At 73.6% G+C, this 20,356-nt stretch carries 25 protein-coding genes; 19 read left to right on the forward strand and 6 right to left on the reverse strand.

What is annotated here, in order from left to right:
* Window positions 1-2: 2 nt before the first annotated feature.
* Entirely contained in the window at window positions 3-491 is a 489-nt protein-coding gene (locus EMA17_RS21160; RefSeq protein ID WP_126638650.1) for a hypothetical protein, read from the forward strand.
* 36 nt (window positions 492-527) lie between these two features.
* On the opposite strand, the gene EMA17_RS21165 is transcribed toward EMA17_RS21160, so the two are convergent.
* From EMA17_RS21165 to EMA17_RS21180, 4 genes are all read right to left on the reverse strand, one after another.
* Window positions 528-761 carry a DUF2795 domain-containing protein gene (locus tag EMA17_RS21165; RefSeq protein WP_126638651.1) on the reverse strand — a complete coding sequence of 78 codons (234 nt, stop codon included), beginning with the start codon at window positions 759-761 and terminating at the stop codon, window positions 528-530.
* 286 nt (window positions 762-1,047) lie between these two features.
* Window positions 1,048-1,608, reverse strand: coding sequence for a PspA-associated protein PspAB (gene pspAB / locus EMA17_RS21170; RefSeq protein ID WP_126638652.1), 561 nt, complete (start codon window positions 1,606-1,608; stop codon window positions 1,048-1,050).
* The gene (htpX, locus tag EMA17_RS21175) at window positions 1,608-2,528 is read right to left on the reverse strand and encodes a zinc metalloprotease HtpX (RefSeq protein WP_126638653.1); all 921 of its coding nucleotides are present in this window, start codon (window positions 2,526-2,528) and stop codon (window positions 1,608-1,610) included. The genes pspAB and htpX overlap by 1 nt, the downstream gene beginning before the upstream one ends.
* 934 nt (window positions 2,529-3,462) lie before the next feature.
* Window positions 3,463-4,074 carry a TetR/AcrR family transcriptional regulator gene (locus EMA17_RS21180; RefSeq protein WP_218042955.1) on the reverse strand — a complete coding sequence of 204 codons (612 nt, stop codon included), beginning with the start codon at window positions 4,072-4,074 and terminating at the stop codon, window positions 3,463-3,465.
* 219 nt (window positions 4,075-4,293) lie between these two features.
* On the opposite strand from EMA17_RS21180, the gene EMA17_RS21185 reads away from it, so the two are divergent.
* The 9 genes from EMA17_RS21185 (at window position 4,294) to EMA17_RS21225 (ending at window position 12,554) form a co-directional block, all read left to right on the forward strand.
* Window positions 4,294-4,707, forward strand: coding sequence for a hypothetical protein (locus tag EMA17_RS21185; RefSeq protein WP_126638654.1), 414 nt, complete (start codon window positions 4,294-4,296; stop codon window positions 4,705-4,707).
* 95 nt (window positions 4,708-4,802) lie between these two features.
* Window positions 4,803-5,033, forward strand: coding sequence for a hypothetical protein (locus tag EMA17_RS21190; protein ID WP_126638655.1), 231 nt, complete (start codon window positions 4,803-4,805; stop codon window positions 5,031-5,033).
* A 183-nt stretch (window positions 5,034-5,216) separates the two neighbouring features.
* On the forward strand, window positions 5,217-6,215 hold the full coding sequence (locus tag EMA17_RS21195; protein WP_126638656.1) for a metal ABC transporter substrate-binding protein: 999 nt from the start codon (window positions 5,217-5,219) through the stop codon (window positions 6,213-6,215).
* 55 nt (window positions 6,216-6,270) lie between these two features.
* Window positions 6,271-7,035, forward strand: a complete 765-nt coding sequence (locus EMA17_RS21200; RefSeq protein WP_126638657.1) for a metal ABC transporter ATP-binding protein — start codon at window positions 6,271-6,273, stop codon at window positions 7,033-7,035.
* Between the two features lie 6 nt (window positions 7,036-7,041).
* The gene (locus tag EMA17_RS21205; protein WP_126638658.1) at window positions 7,042-7,914 is read left to right on the forward strand and encodes a metal ABC transporter permease; all 873 of its coding nucleotides are present in this window, start codon (window positions 7,042-7,044) and stop codon (window positions 7,912-7,914) included.
* Window positions 7,911-8,759, forward strand: a complete 849-nt coding sequence (locus tag EMA17_RS21210; protein WP_126638659.1) for a metal ABC transporter permease — start codon at window positions 7,911-7,913, stop codon at window positions 8,757-8,759. The genes EMA17_RS21205 and EMA17_RS21210 overlap by 4 nt, the downstream gene beginning before the upstream one ends.
* 118 nt (window positions 8,760-8,877) lie before the next feature.
* A complete protein-coding gene (locus EMA17_RS21215) occupies window positions 8,878-9,384 on the forward strand; it encodes a SigE family RNA polymerase sigma factor (protein WP_170222211.1) in 507 nt (168 codons plus the stop codon).
* Window positions 9,368-9,748 carry a hypothetical protein gene (locus tag EMA17_RS21220; protein ID WP_126638661.1) on the forward strand — a complete coding sequence of 127 codons (381 nt, stop codon included), beginning with the start codon at window positions 9,368-9,370 and terminating at the stop codon, window positions 9,746-9,748. Before EMA17_RS21215 ends, EMA17_RS21220 begins: the two co-directional genes overlap by 17 nt.
* Window positions 9,749-10,022: 274 nt before the next feature.
* Window positions 10,023-12,554, forward strand: a complete 2,532-nt coding sequence (locus tag EMA17_RS21225; RefSeq protein WP_126638662.1) for a DUF4118 domain-containing protein — start codon at window positions 10,023-10,025, stop codon at window positions 12,552-12,554.
* 23 nt (window positions 12,555-12,577) lie between these two features.
* On the opposite strand, the gene EMA17_RS21230 is transcribed toward EMA17_RS21225, so the two are convergent.
* Window positions 12,578-12,844: a hypothetical protein gene (locus tag EMA17_RS21230; protein WP_371863024.1), complete on the reverse strand. Its 267-nt coding sequence runs from the start codon at window positions 12,842-12,844 to the stop codon at window positions 12,578-12,580.
* 244 nt (window positions 12,845-13,088) lie between these two features.
* On the opposite strand from EMA17_RS21230, the gene EMA17_RS21235 reads away from it, so the two are divergent.
* Window positions 13,089-13,853 (forward strand): maleylpyruvate isomerase family mycothiol-dependent enzyme, encoded by a 765-nt coding sequence (locus tag EMA17_RS21235; RefSeq protein ID WP_126638663.1) that lies wholly within the window; start codon window positions 13,089-13,091, stop codon window positions 13,851-13,853.
* A 167-nt stretch (window positions 13,854-14,020) separates the two neighbouring features.
* The gene (locus tag EMA17_RS21240) at window positions 14,021-14,443 is read left to right on the forward strand and encodes a CBS domain-containing protein (protein ID WP_126638664.1); all 423 of its coding nucleotides are present in this window, start codon (window positions 14,021-14,023) and stop codon (window positions 14,441-14,443) included.
* A 122-nt stretch (window positions 14,444-14,565) separates the two neighbouring features.
* Here EMA17_RS21240 and EMA17_RS21245 read toward each other — a convergent pair whose 3' ends face one another.
* A complete protein-coding gene (locus EMA17_RS21245; RefSeq protein WP_126638665.1) occupies window positions 14,566-15,432 on the reverse strand; it encodes a universal stress protein in 867 nt (288 codons plus the stop codon).
* Between the two features lie 210 nt (window positions 15,433-15,642).
* Here EMA17_RS21245 and EMA17_RS21250 point away from each other — a divergent pair, with 210 nt between their 5' ends.
* The 7 genes from EMA17_RS21250 (at window position 15,643) to EMA17_RS21280 (ending at window position 20,311) form a co-directional block, all read left to right on the forward strand.
* The gene (locus tag EMA17_RS21250; RefSeq protein WP_126638666.1) at window positions 15,643-16,155 is read left to right on the forward strand and encodes a methylated-DNA--[protein]-cysteine S-methyltransferase; all 513 of its coding nucleotides are present in this window, start codon (window positions 15,643-15,645) and stop codon (window positions 16,153-16,155) included.
* 43 nt (window positions 16,156-16,198) lie between these two features.
* Complete coding sequence (locus EMA17_RS21255) at window positions 16,199-16,681, forward strand: RNA polymerase sigma factor (protein ID WP_126638667.1); 483 nt, start codon at window positions 16,199-16,201, stop codon at window positions 16,679-16,681.
* Window positions 16,682-16,685: 4 nt separating this feature from the next.
* Complete coding sequence (locus EMA17_RS21260; protein ID WP_307721553.1) at window positions 16,686-17,339, forward strand: methylated-DNA--[protein]-cysteine S-methyltransferase; 654 nt, start codon at window positions 16,686-16,688, stop codon at window positions 17,337-17,339.
* Between the two features lie 82 nt (window positions 17,340-17,421).
* A complete protein-coding gene (locus tag EMA17_RS21265) occupies window positions 17,422-17,880 on the forward strand; it encodes a hypothetical protein (RefSeq protein ID WP_126638668.1) in 459 nt (152 codons plus the stop codon).
* Between the two features lie 152 nt (window positions 17,881-18,032).
* Window positions 18,033-18,464, forward strand: a complete 432-nt coding sequence (locus tag EMA17_RS21270) for a GNAT family N-acetyltransferase (protein ID WP_126638669.1) — start codon at window positions 18,033-18,035, stop codon at window positions 18,462-18,464.
* Window positions 18,465-18,679: 215 nt separating this feature from the next.
* A complete protein-coding gene (locus EMA17_RS21275; RefSeq protein ID WP_126638670.1) occupies window positions 18,680-18,925 on the forward strand; it encodes a DUF5999 family protein in 246 nt (81 codons plus the stop codon).
* A 234-nt stretch (window positions 18,926-19,159) separates the two neighbouring features.
* A complete protein-coding gene (locus EMA17_RS21280) occupies window positions 19,160-20,311 on the forward strand; it encodes a type III polyketide synthase (RefSeq protein WP_126638671.1) in 1,152 nt (383 codons plus the stop codon).
* Window positions 20,312-20,356: the final 45 nt, after the last annotated feature.

Genomic DNA, 20,356 nt, shown 5'->3' on the forward strand with positions numbered 1-20,356 from the left:
CGGTGACCGGTCGGGAATCGCCGGAGGCGGCGGCCTTCGAGCCGGCCACCGGCACGGAGGCCGTACCGGTGGCGGGCACGCGGGAGCGCGCGGCGGCGGTGCGGGACGCGTTCGAGGCGCTGCTGCGGATTCGCGACGTGGTGAACAGCGGCGCCGTCGACCCGCGCGCGACGCCGGCCGAGTGGGAGCGGGTCCGGATGGTGCGTGCCGTCGCGCTGGCCCTGGAGGCCGCCGGCGTACCGCCGTCCGCCCTGGACGAGCGCGGACAACGGACCGCGACCGGATACTGCGTCACCGCCGGCGACCACCCCCGGGTGGTCCGGGTCGAATGGCCGGGCCCGCGCGGCAGCGGCGCCGGTCACGAGGCGGAGCGGGCGCTGCGCGGGTGCGCGCGGGTGTTGGGCGAGCTGGGCTGGGTGGTGCTGGAATACCGGGGCAGGGGCGGCCGGCGATATCTGGAGGTCGAGGCCCCGGCGACGATCCGACGGTGAGGCGGTCATGCGGTCATGCGGTCCGGCGGGTCGCCCTCACAACCCCGGATCCAGGCCCGCGTGCCGACCGCACAGGGCCATGCAGACCTGATTGGGTCCTTCGTACGCGCGCTCCGGAAGGGCTGCCAGGGCCCGAGCCACCCAGACCGCGGCTCCATTGATCGTCGCCGCGGCGCTCAGCGCCGCCGGGCGGGCGGGGAACCGCACACCGAACATCGCGCAGTGCAACTCCTCGGGATCCACGGTCGTCGATTCGCCGATACTCCTCATGGCTCCTCCACACGCGTCCACCCGACGCGGGTACGCGAGGACCCACCGCCGGTGTCGCTGCGCGCCGGGGGCCGGTCTCCGTGTCACCCACGGGGTCGCGCGTCGACACGAAGAGCCGCCGGTCGCACGACCACGGGGCGGTCGCGGCTCGGGAAGCCCGGGGTGGCGGCAGCTTGTGGTTTCAGAGCTATAATACGCCGCCCGCGCCCCGATGAGGGGATCACGACCCGGTCGGATGCACGCGACACGGACCCGGGCACCCCCTCGCCGCCCGGCCCGGCGTCGTTCACAGCCCCGGCGCGCCCCACACCGGGAACCACCGGGACAGGTCGGATTCGAGCCGCAGATCGTCGGTGACCGCCGCGCCCACCTGGAGCTCCAGCGCACTGTCCCGCTTCTCGTGCCCGCCCGGCACCGGGGCGAACGGATAGAAGGTGCCCCGCTTGTAGAGGTAGACCAGGGCGAGCCGGCGGCCGTCGGGATGTCCGAACACGGCGAGCGAACACAGCAGTTGCGGACCGAAACCGCCGTCCTCCAGCGCCGAGTTGATCGCGTGCAGGTCGGTCACCAGGGCGCCCGTGTCCTCGGGCGGCCGTTCGGCGAGCAGCCAGGTGTACCCGTAGTCGTCCCGGCTGCTCCGCAACCCGTCGAGCAGTTCGGCCAGGTCGCGCAGCACCCCGTCGAACGTGCCGCCCTCGACCGTGGCGAAACACACCGATCCGGCGCCGGTGGGCCGGAAGCCGGTCGCCAGGTCCAGTGTGATCGCCGCCGAGGGCAGGCCGAACAGCTGGTCGAGATCGGGCTTGACCGCCCTGCTCCGGCCGAAGAGCGAGTCGAACAGCCCCATCAGGCGGCACCGCCCAGTTCGGCGCTGATCCGGGCCAACTGCTCCAGGCGCCGTTCCAGGGTCGGGTGGGTCGCGAACAGGTTGGCCAGGCTGTCCTTGGAGGCGATCGCCGGCGCGAAGAAGAACGCGTTGAACGGCTCGGCCCGGCGCAGGTCCCGGGTCGGGATCCGGGCCATGGTGCCGCTGATCTTGGTCAACGCGGAGGCGAGTACGGAGGGCCGGCCGGTGAGCAGCGCGGCCGAGCGGTCCGCGCACAACTCGCGGTAGCGCGACAGGGTCCGGATCAGTACGAAACTCAGCGCGTACACGGCCACGCTCACCGCGGTCACGACCAGCACCAGCACCGCGGCGTTCTGGTCGCGGCGCATCCCGCCGAAGAGCCCGAACTGCACGCCGACGCGGGTGAGCAGCCCGGCCAGCACGCCGAGGAAGGACGCGATCGTCATCACCGCGACGTCCCTGTGCGCGACATGCGAGAGCTCGTGCGCGAGCACGCCCTCCAACTCGGCGGGCTCCAGGCGGCGGAGCAGCCCGGTGGTGGTGCACACCACCGTGTTCTTCCGGTTGCGGCCGGTGGCGAAGGCGTTGGGCACGTCGGAGTCGGCGACCGCCACGCGCGGCTTGGGCATGTCGGCGAGCGCGCACAGCCGGTCCACCGCGCCGTGCAGTTCCGGCTGCTCCTCGGGGGTGACCTCGCGGGCACCCATCGCGAACGCGGCGAGTTTGTCGCTGAACCAGAACTGGGCGACGAAGACGCCGCCGATCAGGACGACCGCGATCGGCCAGGCCCGGCCCAGGACGACCACGAGGGTGCCCACGAAGACCACGTAGAGCAGGCCGAGCAGGAACATGGTGGCGAGCATGCGGCCGACCAGGCCGCGATCGGTGGCGAATCGGGTGCCGGCGCTGGTCCTGGTCATCGATTCCTCCCTAATGGGGGGACCTGGCGGCGGGCCTCGTGGGTGGCCCGAGGGAGGCGCTCTTGCGGGTTGAAAAGCCAACAAATCGGGCGCCACTTCGATTCTGCCTCGCCGGCGGGCACGGCGGGCGTGCCGCCCAGAGGTTCGGGTGCGGAATCCGAGGTGGACGTGGTCGTGGCGGGTGCCGTCGCCGAGGAAGGCCGCGCCGGATGGTGCCGGCGCGCAGGTCGGCGGCTGTGGCCGGCGGCGGCGTGACGCGCGGGCCGGCCGGGACGGGGCCTCCCGGGCGGAGGGGGTGGCGGCGGGTGTTCCCGGTGTCGAGGGGTGCGGGCGGTGACCGTGCGCTCGGGCCGGGCCCGGCCCGAGCGCACGTCGACGGTCACGCCGTCGGCCGCCGTGGTTCCGCCCGCCCTGCGGATCCGCGGGCGGCGGACGACAGGACACCGGTGGTGTTGTCGAGGATGCCGCCGTACCGGGCGTCGACCACCTCGACGACGGCCTCCGGCGCGTCCGCGAGCAGTGGCCCGGCCCGGTCGGCGAGGGTCGGGGAGTAGCCCGGCGTGGCGATCCGGGCCCGCGCGGCGGCCGGATGCCGGGCGCGGAGACCAGGGTGACCCCGCCCGCTATTCGACGTGCGGTCGCACGTCGCCCGGGCCGGGTGTCCGGGCGGTGACCGCGGGCGGCGTGGACGGGACGGCCGGCGGGACGCCGGTCGTGGTCGGATGCGGGCTCGCGGACCGGCTCCCGCCCGGCGGGTGGCCCGAGGGCGTCGGCTCGGGGTGCCGACTTCCGGACGACGAGCAGCCGGTCGCCGCCGCCACGATGCCGAGAACCACCGCGCGCCGTCCCGGAACGGATGTCTTGTCCACGCGGCTGCCCGCGTCGGGGGATGGGCCGACCTCGGACGACGCCGAGTCCGACACGCGGGTGTCGGCTACGACGCCGGTACGGGTGCGTCCGCCGGCGGCCGGACCAGTATCCCGGTCAGCAGGGCGTCGAGGTAGCGGGCGGCCAGCTCCGGGTCGTCGCGGTCGGGGGAGTGGCGGACGGCGAAGCCGAGGCCGTGGAGCAGGAGCAGCAGGTCGGCGGGTCCCAGCGGCTCGCGCAGCACCTCGGCGTCGGCGGTACGGGCGAGCAAGTCGCCGGTGGCGTGCAGCAGTTGGCCCCGCAGCTCCAGGGTCTCCGGGGTGGCCGCGCCGGGGTCGGCGGCCGCGGCGGCGAATGCCTCGTCCTGTATGTACGCGTCCAACGCGTCCTCGAGGAAGGCGCGCAACGCCTTCTGCGGGTCGGCGAGTCCGGCTGCCTCGCGGGCCTGCCGGACGAGCGCGGCGAAGCGGTCGGCGGCCAGCGCCTCGAGCAGCGCCTCGGGTGTGGGGAAGTGCCGGTAGACGGTGCCGACGCCGACATCGGCGGCGAGGGCGACCGCGTTCAGCTGCGGCGGCCTGCCCCCGCGCACGAGCACCCGCGCGGCGTCCATGATGCGCCGCCGGTTGCGGGTCGCGTCCTTGCGCCGCGTGGGGCGATGGGGGGAGGCCGTGTCGTCCATGCGCGTGACGTTATCGGCAAAGCGGATGAGTAGTCCATTAGGAGGATTCATCCGTTTACCGGGGACGCCGGTGACCCGAAGAGCCGGAAGGCGCTCGCCGCTTCGGGGGGCCGAAAGAGTTCGCCGGATCGGGTGAAATTTCGGGGTTCTCGGCCTTGCCGGCGTGCCCGCGGCCGGAATCGGGGGTTCTCTCGGAGGGCGGTTCCGAAGGAGGTCACGATGGCGCGCGTCACGGCCGGTGGTGCTGTGTCGCGGCACGGCGTGCGCCTGGTGGTCGTACTCGTCGCGCTGCTGGCCCTGTTGCACGCGGCGCACGGCGCCGGTGCCGGAGCGCGCGTCGGTGGGTGGGATCCGGATCGGTGTGCCGCCGGTACCACCCGGTACACGGCCCCCGCCGACGCCGAGGACGTGCCGGCGGAGGACTCGGGTGGTCGGCCCGGTCCGGCGGACCCGACCGGCTGTACCCCGCCCGGCCTGCGGCCGCGACCCCCGTCCGGCTCCGTGTCGAGCGCGACGTCGGTCGGCAGGCGCGGACTTCGGCTCGCCGACCCGGACGTGCCGGTCGCCCGTACCGCGTCGAATCCGCCGGCGGGGGTGGCGACACCCGCGCGGACAACGGTCCTGCGCTGCTGAGCGGGCACCGCCGCCCCGCCGTCGCCGCAGTGGGCGATCGGCCGGGCCGGCGTGCCGATCCGATTCCGCAGCCCGCGAACACGGGAGATTCCGCCATGTCCTTCGACGCCTACCTGCTGATGAGCGCCCTGGTCCGGGCCGAGGCCGCCCGCGCGGCGGCCGGTGCCCCGGACGCGGAGACGCCGCCCGCCAAGACCCCGCCTCCGGTCGCCGACCCCGTCGCCGGCGACCCACCCGGCGCCCGGGCCGAACCCGAGGGGGTCCCGGGGATCTCGGGCGCCTCGGGTGCCGACCACGGCCCCGCCGGCGCGATCCCCGGGCACTGATCCCCGCCCCGCGGCCCCCGGCACGCGTGCGCCGGGGGCCGCGGGGCGCCCCGACTCGACCGCTCGTGCCCGCATACCCCCGGCCTGGACACCTTCCGACCAGATGATTATGGTTTTCATTATCGAAGCGTCGGGACGGCACCTGCCGATCGACGTGGACCCACCCCTGCCTGGAGACATCCCATGCGTATATCCGCCCGCGCCGGCGCCGCCCTCGCCGCCGGCGTCCTGAGCACCGGCGCCCTCGCCGCGTGCGGTTCCGACGACAAGGACGCCAAAAACGGCAAGCGGACCGAGGCCGCCCCGGTGGCCAACGCCGGCGCACCCGCCGCCGGTTCGGGGCCGAAGGTCAAGGTCGTGGCGACCACCACCCAGGTCGCGGACTTCGTGCGCAACGTCGGCGGCGACCGGGTCGAGGTGACCCAGTTGATCAAGGCCAACGCGAGCGCACACGAGTACGAGGCCACCCCCGCCGACCTGAACGCCATCCGCGGCGCCAAGCTCGTCGTCGAGAACGGCGTGGACATGGAGAAGGCGTGGCTGCCCAAGGCGGTCCAGGCCGCCGGCTTCACCGGAAAGGTGGTCGACTCCTCCACCGGCGTACGCCTGCGCAAGGGCGAACCCGGCAGCGACGGCGAGGAGTCCGACCCGCACATCTGGCACGACCCGACCAACGCCAAGGTGATGGTGGCCAATATCGGCCGCGCCCTGAGCACCGCCGACGCGACGAACGCCAAGGTGTACGAGAACAACCTCGCGGCCTACACCGCCAAACTCGACGCGCTCGACGCGGACACCCGGGCCAGGATCGACGGCATCCCCGCGGCCGATCGCAAGCTGGTCACCAACCACGACGCGTTGGGCTACTACGTCGACCGCTACCGGCTGGAGTTCGTCGGCTCGATCATCCCCGGCTTCGACGACCAGGCCGAACTCTCCGGCAGCCGGATCGACGAGATCGTCGGCAAGATCAAAGCCACCGGCGCCAAGGCCGTGTTCGCCGAGAGCGCGCTGCCGCCCAAGACCGCCGCGACCATCGCGCGGGAGGCCGGCGTCAAGGTCGTCGACGGCGACGACTCGCTCTACGCCGACTCGCTCGGTGCCCCCGGCTCGGCCGGCGACACCTACCTCGGCGCGGAGAAGCACAACACCGACACCATCGTCGCCGCGCTGCGAGGGTGACGATGACCGACCGCATCGCCGCCGCCGCGGCCGTCGCCGCGCCGTGGGCCCGGCCATGACCGAGCCCGCTCCCGACCCGATCCGCTTCACCGACGCGACCATGGCCTACCACCGCGCCCCCGTCCTGGAAGGCGTCGACGGCCGGGTCCGCGCCGGCGAGGCGGTGGCCCTGATCGGCCCCAACGGCGGCGGCAAGACCACCCTGATCAAGGCCGTGCTCGGCCTGGTCCCGGTGATCGCGGGCACGGTGACCGTGGCCGGCCGCCGCCCGGCCGAGGCACGCGCCCGGGTCGGCTACGTGCCGCAGGCGGCGAGCCTGGACCCCGAGTTCCCCGTCACCGCCCGCCAGGTGGTGATGATGGGCCGGCTGCGGCTGATCGGCCGATGGCGCCGACCCGGGCGGCAGGACCGGGCGGCCGTCGACGAGGCGCTGGACCGGGTCGGCCTCGCCGACCGCGCCGGCGCCCGCTTCGGCACGCTGTCCGGCGGGCAGCGCCAGCGGGTGCTGCTGGCCCGCGCGTTGTCCCCGGACCCGCCGATCCTGCTCCTGGACGAACCCTTCAACGGCGTCGACGCGGTCAGCCAGGACGCGCTGATCACCGCCCTCACCCGGGCCAAGAGCACCGGCACGGCCGTGCTGGTGAGCACCCACGACCTCGCCCCGGTCCCGTGCCTGTGCGAACAGACCTGCCTGGTCAACCGCCGGCAGATCGCCTTCGGCCCGACCGAACTGGCGCTCACCCCCGACCTGTTGCGCGCCTGCTACGGCGGACACGTGGTCGACCTCGACGCCGGCCGACTCGTCGTCACCCGAGGCTGACCGGCCGTGGACACCGCACTGCTCCTGGAACCCTTCCGCGTCCCCTACCTGACCCGGGCCCTGATCGAACTGACCATCCTGGGCGTACTCTGCGGCACCGTCGGCACGTTCGTCGCGCTGCGCCGCCTCGAATTCGTCGCCGACGCGCTCACCCACACCGTCTTCCCCGGCGTGGTGATCGGCTTCGCCCTCCGGGGCGCGACCGGCATCCTCGCCGGCGCGCTGATCGCGGCCGGCGTCACGGCCTGCGCCCTGACCCTGCTCGGCCGCCACCGCCGCACCGGCGACGACACCGCGCTCGCCATCGTGCTGACCGCGATGTTCTCCATCGGCGTCCTGGTCGTCTCCCGCAGCCACTCCTACACCGCCGACCTCGAGACCTTCCTGTTCGGCCAGGTCCTGTACACCTCACGCGCCCAGATCACCGAAACCGCCGCGGTGGCCGTGCTCTGCCTGGCCGCGCTCGCCGTACTGGGCCGGGAGTTCGTGCTGCGCGCCTTCGACCCCGACGCGGCCCGAGCCGCCGGTCACCGGGTCGGCGCGCTGGACCTGGCGCTCAACCTGATCGTCGCGCTGACCGTGGTCGCCGCGGTCCGCACCGTCGGCACCGCGCTGATCCTGGCCCTGCTGGTGATCCCGGCGGCCATCGGCCGCACCCTGGGCCGCCGCCCGGCCCACCTCGCGCTGATCGGCTCGGTCGCCGCCGTGCTGTGCGGCTACCTCGGCCTGACCATCAGCTACACCGCCTCCGTCGACCACGACCTCGCCCTGCCCGCCGCCCCCACCGTCGTCCTCACCCTCGTGGCCGTGCACCTGCTCGCCCTCGGCGCGTGCGGCGCGGCCCGACTGCGCCCCGCCCGCTTCCGGAGCCCCCGATGACCTGGTTCGACACCTACACCCACCGCGCCTACGCCGAGGCCGTCATGGTCGGACTCCTGGCCGGCGTCGTCGGTGTCCAGGTCGTACTGCGCAGGCTCGCGTTCCACGCCATGGCGACGACCCACGCCACCTTCCCCGGCGTGGTCCTGGCCTCGATCCTCGGCATCGACATCTATCTCGGCGGCACCGCGTTCGGTGTGCTGTTCTCCATCGCGGTCCTCGCGCTGACCCGGCGCCCGGGCCGGACCGCGTCGGGTGCGATCGGCGTGGTCCTCGCGGCCGGCTTCGCCCTGGGCGCCGTCCTGGTCGCGGCCGGACCGGCGAGCGATCGCAAACTGTCCGCCTTCCTGGTCGGTTCCATCGTCACCATCGACACCCACGACCTGGCCGTCACGGCCGCTGTCGGGACGGTGATCCTGGCGCTGCTCGCGGTGTTCGGCCGCGAACTCGGCTTCGCCGCCTTCGACCACGACGGGATGCGGGCCGCCGGGCACCCGGCCCTCGCCCTCGATCTGCTGCTCCTGCTGATCGTGCAGGCGGTGGTAGTGGTGCTCACCCCGGCGGTGGGCGTCATGCTCACCCTGGCCCTGCTCGTGGCCCCGGCTGCGACCGCCCGGCTGTGGACCGACTCGCTGCGCCGCACCGGCGTGGTGGCCGGTCTGCTCGGCGCCGGCAGCGCGGTCACCGGCCTGGAACTCTCCCGGCACTACGACGTGGCCGCGGGCGCGACCATCGCCCTCGTGGCGGCGGCCGGCTTCGTCGTCTCGCTGCTCGTATCCCCACGACACGGCGCGCTCGGCCGGCTCCTCGACCGCCGCCCGGGAACGGCGACGGCCCCGGCCTGACCCCGCCCCCGGAAGCCGCTGTGGCGCACGTCACCCGATTTTCCCGGCGGTACGCGTCGACCGAGACTTGGTCCGCGGGCGTATGTCCGCCGAGTCCGAAAGAGAGCCGGGGGAGTCGTTGACCGTCGAGGAGTTCGAAGAGTTCTACGCGGCCGCCGTCGGCCGACTCACCGGTCAGCTCTACCTGATGCTCGGCGATCGACACGAGGCCCAGGACGTGGTCCAGGAGGCGTTCGTCAAGGCGTGGAGCAGACGCGGACAACTCGATCGGCACGGCAATCCGGAGGCGTGGATCCGAGTGGTCGCCTGGCGACTGGCGGTGAGCCGTTGGCGCGGTAGACGGCGCACCGACGACGCGTGGCGGCGACACGGCGCACCCCTCCAGGCGCCCGGTCCCGAACCCGGCATGGTCGTACTGGTCTCGGCGCTGCGGCAGTTGACCCCGAAGCAGCGCCGGGTGATGACCCTGCACTACGTCTGCGACCTGACGGTGGAGCAGATCACCGCCGAGACCGGTATGGCGAGCAGCACCGTCAAGACCCACCTGGTGCGCGGACGTGTGGCCCTCGCCCACCTCCTGCCCGACCCGTACGCAGAGGAGTCGCCCGGTGCCGGAGCCTCATGAGTCGTCGAACCCGTCCCTCCCGTACCTCCCGGACCGGGATCCGTTGCGCGCCGCGCTGCTCGAGGTCGCCGTCGAGGGGGGCCGGCAGGCCACCCCCGCGCCCTTCGCCACGATCCGGCGCCGCGGCGACCGCCTGCGCCGCCGCCGGACGGCCCTGCTGGGCGCGGCCGCGTGCCTGGTCCTCGGCGGCACCGCCGCACTCGCGGCGACGCTGATCCCGGACGACCCGAGCCCGTCGCCCCCGGCGGTATCGCCCGGTCCCGTGCCCTCGGAGTCGCCGATCCCCACCCCCGAGGGCACCGACGCGACGCCGTCGCTGTACACCGACCCGACGGGCGACACCGCCGGCGACCCGACCGGCTGACCCCGCCGGCCGCACCGCACGGACCCGCGACCCGCCCGCCCGACCGGCCCGACGCCGCCCGGTCGGCGTCAAGGATGCGACAAGGTTGGCGGCGGAGCCGCCAAAGGTGTGTCAAGACTCGTCCGGACGGTGGACGATCGAGGAATTTGGGACTCGTCCGCCGCGTATCCGGTGAGAGGCCGGGCCCGTGCCCGAGTCGGTATCGCCGCGCGGCCGGTCGAGCGACGGATACCCGGACGGTCGAGCAACGGAAAGCGGGGGTGCACCGACCCGGATGCAGATCTCTCGACGCGGCACTCTGCGCGTCTATCTCGGCGCCGCGCCCGGGGTCGGCAAGACGTACGCGATGCTCGACGAGGCCCGCCGCCGGTTCGACCGGGGCACCGATGTCGTGGTCGCGGTCGTCGAATGCCACAACCGGCCGCACACCGAGGCGATGCTGGCCGGCCTCGAAATCGTGCCGCGCAGGCAACTTTCCTACCGGGAGGGCTCGTTCGCCGAGATGGACGTCGACGCGGTGCTCGCCCGCCGACCGCGACTGGCACTGGTCGACGAACTCGCGCACACCAACGTCCCCGGCTCGCGCCACGAGAAGCGTTGGCAGGACATCGACACACTTCTCGACGCCGGGATCGACGTCATCTCCACGATCAACGTGCAACACCTCGAATCGCTCAACGACGTGGTCGAGTCCATCACCGGCGTCCCGCAGCGCGAGACCGTGCCCGACGGCGTGGTGCGCCGGGCCGACCAGATCGAACTGGTGGACATGGCGCCGGAGGCGCTGCGCCGCCGGCTCGAACACGGCGACGTGTACACGCCGGACAAGATCGACGCGGCCCTCGCCAACTACTTCCGGGTCGGCAACCTGACCGCGCTGCGCGAACTGGCCCTGTTGTGGGTGGCCGACCGGGTCGACGAGTATCTGCGCGCCTACCGCGACGAGCACGGCATGGAGACGAGCCGGCCGACCCGGGAGCGGATCGTGGTCGCCCTCACCGGCGGCCCGGAGGGCGACACGCTGATCCGCCGGGCCGCCCGGATCGCCGGCCGCGGTCCGGGCGGGGAACTGCTCGCGGTGCACGTGAGCCCCAGCGAGGCCCTGTCCGAGTCCTCGCCGATGGAACTCGCCCGCCAGCGGCGCCTGGTCGACTCGCTCGGCGGCACCTTCCACTCCGTGGTCGGGGACGATGTGGCCGGTGCCCTCCTCGACTTCGCCCGCGGGGTCGACGCCACCCGGATCGTGCTCGGGTGCAGTCGGCGCACCCGCCGGGAGTACGTCTTCGGCCCCGGCGTCGGTGCCACGGTCGCCGCCCGCGCCGGCGACATCGTCACCCAACTGGTCACCCACGAACACGCCGGCCGGGGCCGACCGGATCGGCCGCGCCGCTCGACCGTGCCGCGCGGGCGGGCGATCGCCGGCTGGGTGACCGCGCTGCTCGGCCCGCCCGCGCTGACCGCCGCGCTGATGCCGACCCGGGGTACCGCGACGCTGCCCGTGGACATGCTCCTGTTCCTGCTCCTGACCCTGGTGGTGGCCCTGTTCGGCGGACTGTGGCAGGCGGTGACGACCGCGGTGCTCGCCTCGACGATGGTCGACTACTACTTCACCCCGCCGCTGGACACCCTCGACATCGCCGCGCCGGGCAACGTGTTCGCCTTCCTCGTGTTCGTGGTGATGGCCCTGGCCGTCGCGTCGGTGGTGGACCGGGCCGCGCGGCGCACCCAGCAGGCCGCGCGCGGGCAGCGCGAGGCGGAGACGCTCGGCTTCCTCGCGGGCACCGTGCTGCGCGGCGAACGGGCGCTGCCCGCGCTGCTGGAGCGGGTGCGCACGACGTTCGGCATGGAGTCGGTCGCGCTGCTGCGCCGCGACGGGCCGCGCGGTGTGTGGACGAGCGTCGACGCGGTCGGCGCCGACCCGCCCACCCGGCCGGACGCCGCCGACGTGGAGGTCCCGATCGACGACTCGCTCGCGCTGGTCCTGTCCGGGCGTACGCTGCCCGCGGACACCCGCCGAGTGCTCGGCGCGTTCGCCGCGCAGGCCGCGCTGGTCCTGGAGTGGCGGGCGCTGCGCGCCGAGGCCGAGGAGGCACGCCTGCTGGGCGAGCGCCACAGCGTGGACACCGCCCTGTTCGCCACCGTCGCCCGGGACCTGCGGGCGCCGCTGGTGGCGATCAAGTCCGGATCGTCGGGGCTGCGGGCGGAGGAGGTCGCCTGGGCGCGCACGGACCGGGCCGAACTGCTCGCCACCATCGAGGCCGGTGCCGACCGCCTGGACCGGCTGATCGGCAATCTGCTCGACATGAGCCGGTTGCGGATGGGCACGATCGAACCGCTGCCCGTCGACATCGCGCTGGACGAGGTGGTGCCGGGCGCGGTGGTCCGGGCCACGCCCGGCACGGTGCGGGTGTGCGTCCCGGAGACGCTGCCGACCGTGCGGGCCGATCCGGAGCTGTTCGAGCGGGTGGTGGCGAACCTGGTGGCGAACGCCGTACTGCACACCCCGCCGGACACGCCCGTGGAGGTGGCCGCCGAGGAGGTCGGCGACCGGATCGCGCTGCGGGTGGTCGACCGCGGCCCCGGTCTGCCCGACGAGGCGAAGGCGCGGGTCTTCGAGGCCTTCGCCCGGCACGGCGACGCGCATCGAAGTCGCGGGGTGGGTCTGGGACTCGCGGTCGCCCGGGGCTTCGCCGAGGCGATGGCCGGCACGCTCACCGCCGAGGACACCCCGGGCGGCGGGCTGACCATGGTCCTGACCCTGCCGGTGTCCACCACCACCCACCACCCCGAGGGGTTCCCGTCCTGAGACCCCATGGGCGTCGGGCCCGGTCAGGCGCGGCTGGCGAACAGGCGGCCGTCCACCGGCGTGACGGGCAGGGTGAAGCCGAGGCCGGTACCGCCGGCCAGGGCCAGGACCGGGATGATCGCCTCGGAACCGTAGGCCACCGACGCCATCGCGTCCGGCGACAGCGGGGCCGGTTGCTCGACGACCGTGAGCCGATACCGATCACCGTCGCGGGGCTCGGCCCCGACCTCACCTTCGGACTCGCGCACACCGATCCTGCGGACACGGCGGGACATCATGGACACGCTCACGGTCCCTCCGACCGGACCGGCTCGAACGCGGCACAGGCTGCGCGCCCACGACGCGCCGGGAGCCGCACCCGACATGATTCCGGCGCCGCCGCGACCGACTCCTACGCGTTCCTGTCGGCCCGCAGGTCGCGACGTCCGGACCGGGTGCGCGCATGCCGTTCGGGATCGCCGGACGCCCGGGCGCGCGTGGTGCGCCGACCTCGAACGGGCGCGTCGGGGCGGGGGGTTGTGCTGAACTGTGGGTATGGAATTCTCCCGACTGCTCGACTGTCTCGCGGCCGACTTCGCCCGCCTCCGGGCCGTGTCGGCGACGGACCCCACGGCGGGCGTGCCGACCTGCCCGGGCTGGACCGTGGCCGACCTGACCCGCCATGTCGGCGAGGTGTACCTGCACAAGACGCAGGCCATCCGCGAGGGCGCCGAACCCGACCCGTGGCCGCCGCGGGAGCTCGCGAAGGAGGACCCGATCGCGCTGCTCGACCGCGCGTACGCCGATCTGCGACACGAGTTCGCCACCCACGGCCCGAAGGATCCGGCCGGATCCTGGTACACCCCGGACCCGACCGTCGGCTTCTGGATCCGGCGGATGGCGCAGGAGACGGTGATCCACCGGATCGACGCCGAACTCGCCGCCGGGGAGCCGATCGCCGAGATTCCCGCCGATCTGGCGGTGGACGGCGTCGACGAGTTGCTGAAGGTGTTCGTGGCGTACGGCGTCGCCGAGTGGGGCGACTACTTCACCGGCGTCCTGGCCGAATCGCCGGGCCGGACCTACCTCGTGCGCGCCGACGAGGCGGCGTGGCGGGTATCGACGGGACCGGGCCTGTTCCGCGTCGAGGACGGCGCCGGCACCGGCCCGGCGGACGTGACCGTGAGCGGGCCGTCGGCGGCGGTGTTGCGCCGACTCTGGAACCGGGAGGAGGCCGACGCGACGAGCCCGGTGACGGTCGTCGGTGCCCCGGAGGCGGTCGAGGAACTGCACCGCTGCATCGTCGTCGCGACCCAGTAGCGGGGATCGTGCCCCGCGTCCGCCCCGGCCCGCACCCGGATCGCCGGCCCCGCGACCCGAGTGGCCGACGAGGTGTGCGGCGGAGACGATGAAAGGAGCGTGTGCGGGCTTCGCCGCGCGGTTTCGGCCGCCGCCGTCGGCGGCGCGTTTCGGGAGAGGTACACACCATGACCATGGCCAGGGACATCATGCACGAGGGCGCGCAGTGGATCCCGCGGACGGAGACGTTGGACCGCGCGGCCCAGCTGATGCTTCGGCTCGACGTGGGCTCGCTGCCGGTCGCCGATCCGAACGAACGACTGTGCGGCATCATCACCGACCGCGACATCGTCACCAAGTGTGTTGCCCTCGGCCACGATCCGGCCAAGGTGACGGCGGGCGACCTGTGCGAGGGCACACCGCGTTGGATCGACGCCGAGGCGGACATCGGCGACGTGTTGCAGGAGATGCGGGAACACCGGATCCGGCGACTGCCGGTGATCGATCACAAGCGCCTGGTCGGCATGATCAGCGAGGCGGATCTGGCCCGGCACCTGTCGGACGAGCAGATAGCCGCCTTCGCGGAAAGCGTGTACGCGGCGTCGCGCTAGGGCTCGAGGACACGCCCTGGGGCCGTCCGGCGGATCGCCTGCCACAACGGCCGTTCCCCGCAACCCGGTTCGGATCTCCCGGGGCGCGGGGGGCGGCCGTTTCGCGTGGGCGCCGACGTCGGTCAGTGGACGGGCACCACGCCCACCGGACACCGGGCGTGGTGCAGGACGGCGTGCGTGGTCGGGCCGAGCCGCATCGGCAGGGGGCCGCGCCTGCGGTGCGCGGCGACCACCACGAGGGCGCCGTCGATCGAGGCGTCGACCAGGTCGCGGCCCGCGGTTCCGTTCATCACCACGGTGTCCACGGGCAGTTCGGGATCCGTGCTACGGATCCTGCCGAGCACCTCGTCCACCATCCTGGTGCGTTCGGTTCGGACCGCCTCGACGTCGATCATGCTCGGCAACACCAGGCTCGGCGCCAGGCCGGTGACCGGGAGCACCCACGAGTGCACCGCGCGCAGTCCGCCGCCGAGACGTCGCGCGTGGTCGGCCGCGAAGTCCGCGGCGGGGCCGTCCTCGGGGCCGCCGACGCCGACCACGACGTCGCGCGCGTCCTCGGCCGCGGCGGTGTGTACGACGATCACCGGACAACTGCTGTGCGCGCACACCCGCAACGACACCGAGCCCAGGAGCAGCCCCGTGAAGCCGCCGTGCCCGCGACTGCCGACCACGATGGTGTCGCACCGGGCACTCGCGGCGAGCAACGATTCGGCGCTGTCGCCCTCGCGGACCGAGGTCTCCACGGCCAGCCCGGGAAAACCCGCGCGGATCCGCGCGGCGGCGGTGTCGATCAGGACGTGGGCGCGCTCGCGGACCTCGACCCGATGCTGATGGCCGAGCCCGCCGCCGGGCACCGCCGTGACGATGTACAGCGGCACCCGACGCGCGGCGGCGTCCCGCGCCGCCCAGTGCAACGCGTGGTCGGCCGCGGCCGAACCGTCGTGACCGACCAGGACCCCGAGACCGACTTCGCTGTGTGGGTACGACATGGCACTCACCTCGAGAGGGCATCCACCTGGGTCATACCCGCTCCGGCGGGTGCCGAGTTCGATCGGATCGACCCGGGACCTCACATTCGGGCGCGCCCGCGCGTCTACCCGATACGGAGTCGACACCCGGTCGACACGGGCCGATACACACCGATACACGCCGAAACAGGCCGCACGCGGCAGCCGTACATCGCAGAGGAGACCGGCATCATGGACACCCGCCACGCGCTCGTGGACACCTCCCTGGGCGCACTGACCGTGGTGGCCGCGGACGACGCCGTCGTCGGGCTCTACTTTCCGGGGCACTGGTACCTGCCGCCCGAGGAGAGCATGGGACGCCGGGTCGACCACCGCGACGACCCGCTCCTGGCCCGGACCGCGGCCCAACTGGTGGAGTACCTGGCCGGCGAGCGCACCTCGTTCGACGTGCCGACGGCCACCCACGGCGACCCGTTCCAGGAGCAGGTGTGGGCCATGCTGCGGGAGATCCCGTTCGGCGAGACCACGACCTACGGAGCGCTCGCCGAGCGGCTGGGCAACAAGGCGCTGGCCCAGTCGGTCGGCCAGGCCGTCGGGCACAATCCGATCTCCATCATCGTCGCCTGTCACCGGGTGGTCGGCAGCGACGGCAGGCTCACGGGCTTCGCGGGCGGCCTCGCCCGCAAACGTACGCTGCTCGACCTGGAGGAGTCCGACGCGTCGAAGGCGGCCCGGCTGTTCTGAGCGCCGGCCGGGCGCGAGCACGACGTCGTACGGGATCGGGGAGATGAAGCAACCTTTCGAACGGGTCGTCGACGAACACGGGGACACCGTCCTGCGGGTCTGCCGGGCGATCGTGGGGGTGCACGACGCCGAGGACGCCTGGTCGGAGACCTTCCTCGCCGCCCTGCGCGCCTACCCCGACCTGCCCGAGGACGCCAACACGCAGGCCTGGCTGGTGACCATCGCGCACCGCAAGGCCATCGACATCACCCGCGCCCGGCGCCGGCACGCGGTGGTCACGGACGACCTGCCCGAGCGGCCGTCGACCATCGGCGTGCCCGGCTCGGTCGACCACGAGTTGTGGGACGCGGTCAAGGCGCTGCCGCCCAAGCAGCGCCGAGCGGTCGCCTACCACCACTTCGCGGGCCTGCCCTACGCGGCCATCGCCGAGATCGTCGGCGGCACCCCGGCGGCGATCCGCCGCGCCGCGTCGGACGGGATCGGGGCGCTCCGCGCCGCCCTGTCCGCATCCACCCCGAAGGAGTAGCACCGTGATCGACACCCACACCGACGGCCCGGACACCCCGGCCGTCCGCGCCCGGGCCGTTTCGGACCCGGACACCCTCGATCGGCTGCACGAGCGGCTGGCGGCCGCCGCGAGTCGGGACGGGCTGCTGGACGTGGCCTACACCAGCGTGGACACCCCCGTCGGTTCGCTCCTGCTGGCCGCCACCGGGACCGGCCTGGTCCGGGTCGCCTTCGAGAGCGAGGATCACGACCTGGTCCTGGACACGCTGGCCGGCCGGCTCGGCCCGCGCGTGTTGCGCGCGCCGGCGCGCCTGGACCGCGCGGCCCGCGAACTCGACGAGTACTTCGCCGGCACCCGGACGAGCTTCGACCTGCCGCTCGACCTCGCGCTGTCGCGGGGCTTCCGGCACCTGGTGCAGCGCCGCCTCGCCGAGATCGAGTACGGGGACACCTGGAGCTACGCCCGGGTGGCCCGCCTGGTCGGCAACCCCGGCGCGGCCCGCGCGGTCGGCACGGCGTGTGCGACCAACCCGCTGCCGATCGTGCTGCCCTGCCACCGGGTGTCGCGGGCCGACGGCACGCTCGGCGGCTACGCCGGCGGCCCGGCCCGGAAGTCGGCCCTGCTGGCCCTGGAGGCCGGCGTCCGGACCGGGCCCCGGTCCGGCGACACCGGCTAGCCGGCGATCCGAACGCCACGATCGGGGTCCGGAGGAGGTTTCGGGCGAGCCGGTTACGACATGTGGACATACAGTGACTTTCATGGACGATTTCTTCGGTGTGTCGGGCGATGAGGCGCCCGGGGACGCGGTGCGCGAGTTGGCCGAGCAGACCACCCGCCCGGACTGGGTCGAGCCGGATCCCGCGACGGACCTGGTGCCGCGCCTGCGGGTGGCCTGTGACCTGCCCGGTTCGCCCTGGCGGTTGCGCGGGACCACGCTCCTGCCGGGCGGCATCCTCGCCGTCGACGTCGAGCACGCCCGCCCGCGCAGCCCCCGCCTCCTGGCCGACGCCATCGAGCTGCTGGCCGGCGTCGCCGGTCCGGCCTTCTTCGTGCACCACACCGACGCCGCGACGTTCGACTGCGTCACCGGCACCCTGCGCAGCGACACCCCCGGCCCCGGCCGGGGCCACCTGCTCCGGCTGCGCCTGACCGCGCCCGGACCCGACGGCAGGCCCACCCTTCGGGCCCACGCGGAAGCCCTGATCCCCGCGCCCTGATCCCCGCGCCCCGAACCGGCCGCGACCGTGCGGAAGCCGGGCCGGCCGCCCGGGACACCGGTACCCCGGGCGTGGGGCCGGCGCTGCCGAACCGCCGCCCCGGGCCCGGATATCCGGTGGTTCGGCGGCGGTGGGACTGGTTGGATCCGGGGATGAACAGTCACTTTCCCGAGGGCTTCGAGGTGTCCACCGATCCGACCCGGCTCGACGTGGCGACGATCCACCGATGGTTGTCCGAGGACGCCTACTGGGCGCTCGGCCGGCCGCGCGAGAAGTTGGAGCGGGCGATCGCCGGCTCGCTAAACTTCGGTGTGTACGACGTCGTTTCCGGCGCCCAGGTCGGCTATGCCCGGGTGATCACCGACCGGGCCACCTTCGGCTGGCTCTGCGACGTCTACATCGATCCGACGGTGCGCGGCAAGGGGCTGGGGACCGCGCTCACGATCGCCGTCCGCGACGAGTTGGCGCCGGACGGGCTGCGCCGGATCATGCTCGCCACCGCCGACGCGCACGGGGTGTACGCCAAGGTGGGTTTCCGGCGGCCGGCCTCGACGGACACGTGGATGGTGCTGGGCGAGCAGTGACCGCCGCACGGTGCCGGGCCCACCCGACCCGCGACGGGCGGCCCCGGTCCGGGCGGGACACGACCGGGCCGGCGGGGGGCCGCAGGCTCATTCGCTCGGGACACCGTCGGGCGCACGGTGGGTGCATGACTTACCAAGGCGACACGATCACGCGGGAACCCGACGACCCGCTCCCGCTCTCGGCACCCGTAGCATCCCTCGGAAGGACCAGGACCATGTGCCGGCACATTCCCACCTGTCCCACCGCATCGGCCCCCGACCACCTCGCGGCCCACGTCGTCAACAGCCACCCCGAGCAGGGATGGAGCCTGCTGTGCAACGGGGTGGTGATCTTCGAGGACACCGGCGCGCTGCTGCCCGACGGTGGCGTCGAGGCACCGCACCGGCCGAACCCGGAAGGACCGCCCGTCGACGGGCCCGCCCGGGTCCCGGCGCAGCGCCGGCTGGAAACCGCCGGCTAGGCGGGCCGACCGCACCGATACCCACACAGGACCGCACGCCCCGCGCGTGCGGTCCTTTTCGTGTGCGCCCGAGCGCGTGACGCGGGTGTCCCGCGGGGGTGCGACCGCCTCGTTCGGTCCCGGGGTGCTCCGGGACTCGGGACGGGACTTCGGCCTCAGGTGATCGGGACCCGGGTGCGCCGAAGGTTGTGGACACATCGCCCCGCAGTTCCGCACGGTAGAGAGAGGCACCCCGTGAGTACTCTGTGCCGGCCCGCCGTGGCCGTTCCCGAGAACATCGTCACGCTGGACGAATCGATCGACGTCGCCCGTCGGTTGCACGCCGACAACCCGCGGCTGCCGCTGGCGCTGCGGCTGATCGGCAACACCGGCGTCCGTAAGCGACACCTCGTACAACCGCTCGAACAGACCCTGCGGCACCCGGGCTTCGAGGCGCGCAACCTGGTCTACGAGCGCGAGGCCAAGCGTCGGGTGCCGCCCGTGGTCTATCAGGCGCTGGCCAACGCGGAGTTGGGCGTGCGGGACATCGATCTGCTGATCTACGTCTCCTGCACCGGCTTCACCATGCCCTCGATGACCGCCTGGCTGGTCGAGGCACTGGGCATGCGCTCGGACACGCGCCAGTTGCCGATCGCCCAGCTCGGGTGCGCGGCCGGTGGCGCGGCGATCAATCGGGCGCACGACTTCTCCACCGCCTACCCCGACGCCAACGTGCTGATCGTGGCCTGCGAGTTCTGCTCGCTGTGCTACCAGCCCGGCGACGACGACATCGGCTCGCTGCTGTCCGACGGGTTGTTCGGCGACGCGGTCGCGGCGGCGGTGGTGCGCGGTTCGGGCGGTACGGGGGTCCGCCTGGAACGCAACGCCTCCTACCTGATCCCGCACACCCGGGACTGGATCTCGTACGCGGTCAAGGCGACCGGTTTCCACTTCCGATTGGACAAGCGGGTGCCGGGCACGATGGAGCCGCTGGCGCCGGTGATCACCGATCTGGTGAGCCGACACACCTGGGACGCCTCGGCGTTGGACTTCTACGTCGTGCACGCCGGCGGCCCGCGCATCCTGGACGACCTGAGCCGATTCCTCGGCGTCGACAAACACGCGTTCCGGCACAGTCGGGCCACGCTCACCGAGTACGGGAACATCGCCAGCGCCGTGGTGTTCGACGCGCTCGATCGGCTGTTCGCCGAGGGCGAGCCGAGCGTCGGCGGGCGCGGCATCGTGGCCGGATTCGGCCCGGGGATCACCGCCGAGATGGCGCTCGGTACCTGGACCCGCGGCGCGCCGCCCGTCGAGCACCACCGGCGCGGGCGGACCCGGGGCCGGGTCGCCGGACAGCGGTCCGCGCCCGTGCACCCGGCGACCTCGCCCGTGCGGCCGGGATGAGGCCGCCGAGCCGGTCGCGACCGTCCACCGATCCGAGCACCGGGA

The sequence above is a fragment of the Embleya hyalina genome (genome assembly GCF_003967355.1).
Taxonomy (GTDB): domain Bacteria; phylum Actinomycetota; class Actinomycetes; order Streptomycetales; family Streptomycetaceae; genus Embleya; species Embleya hyalina.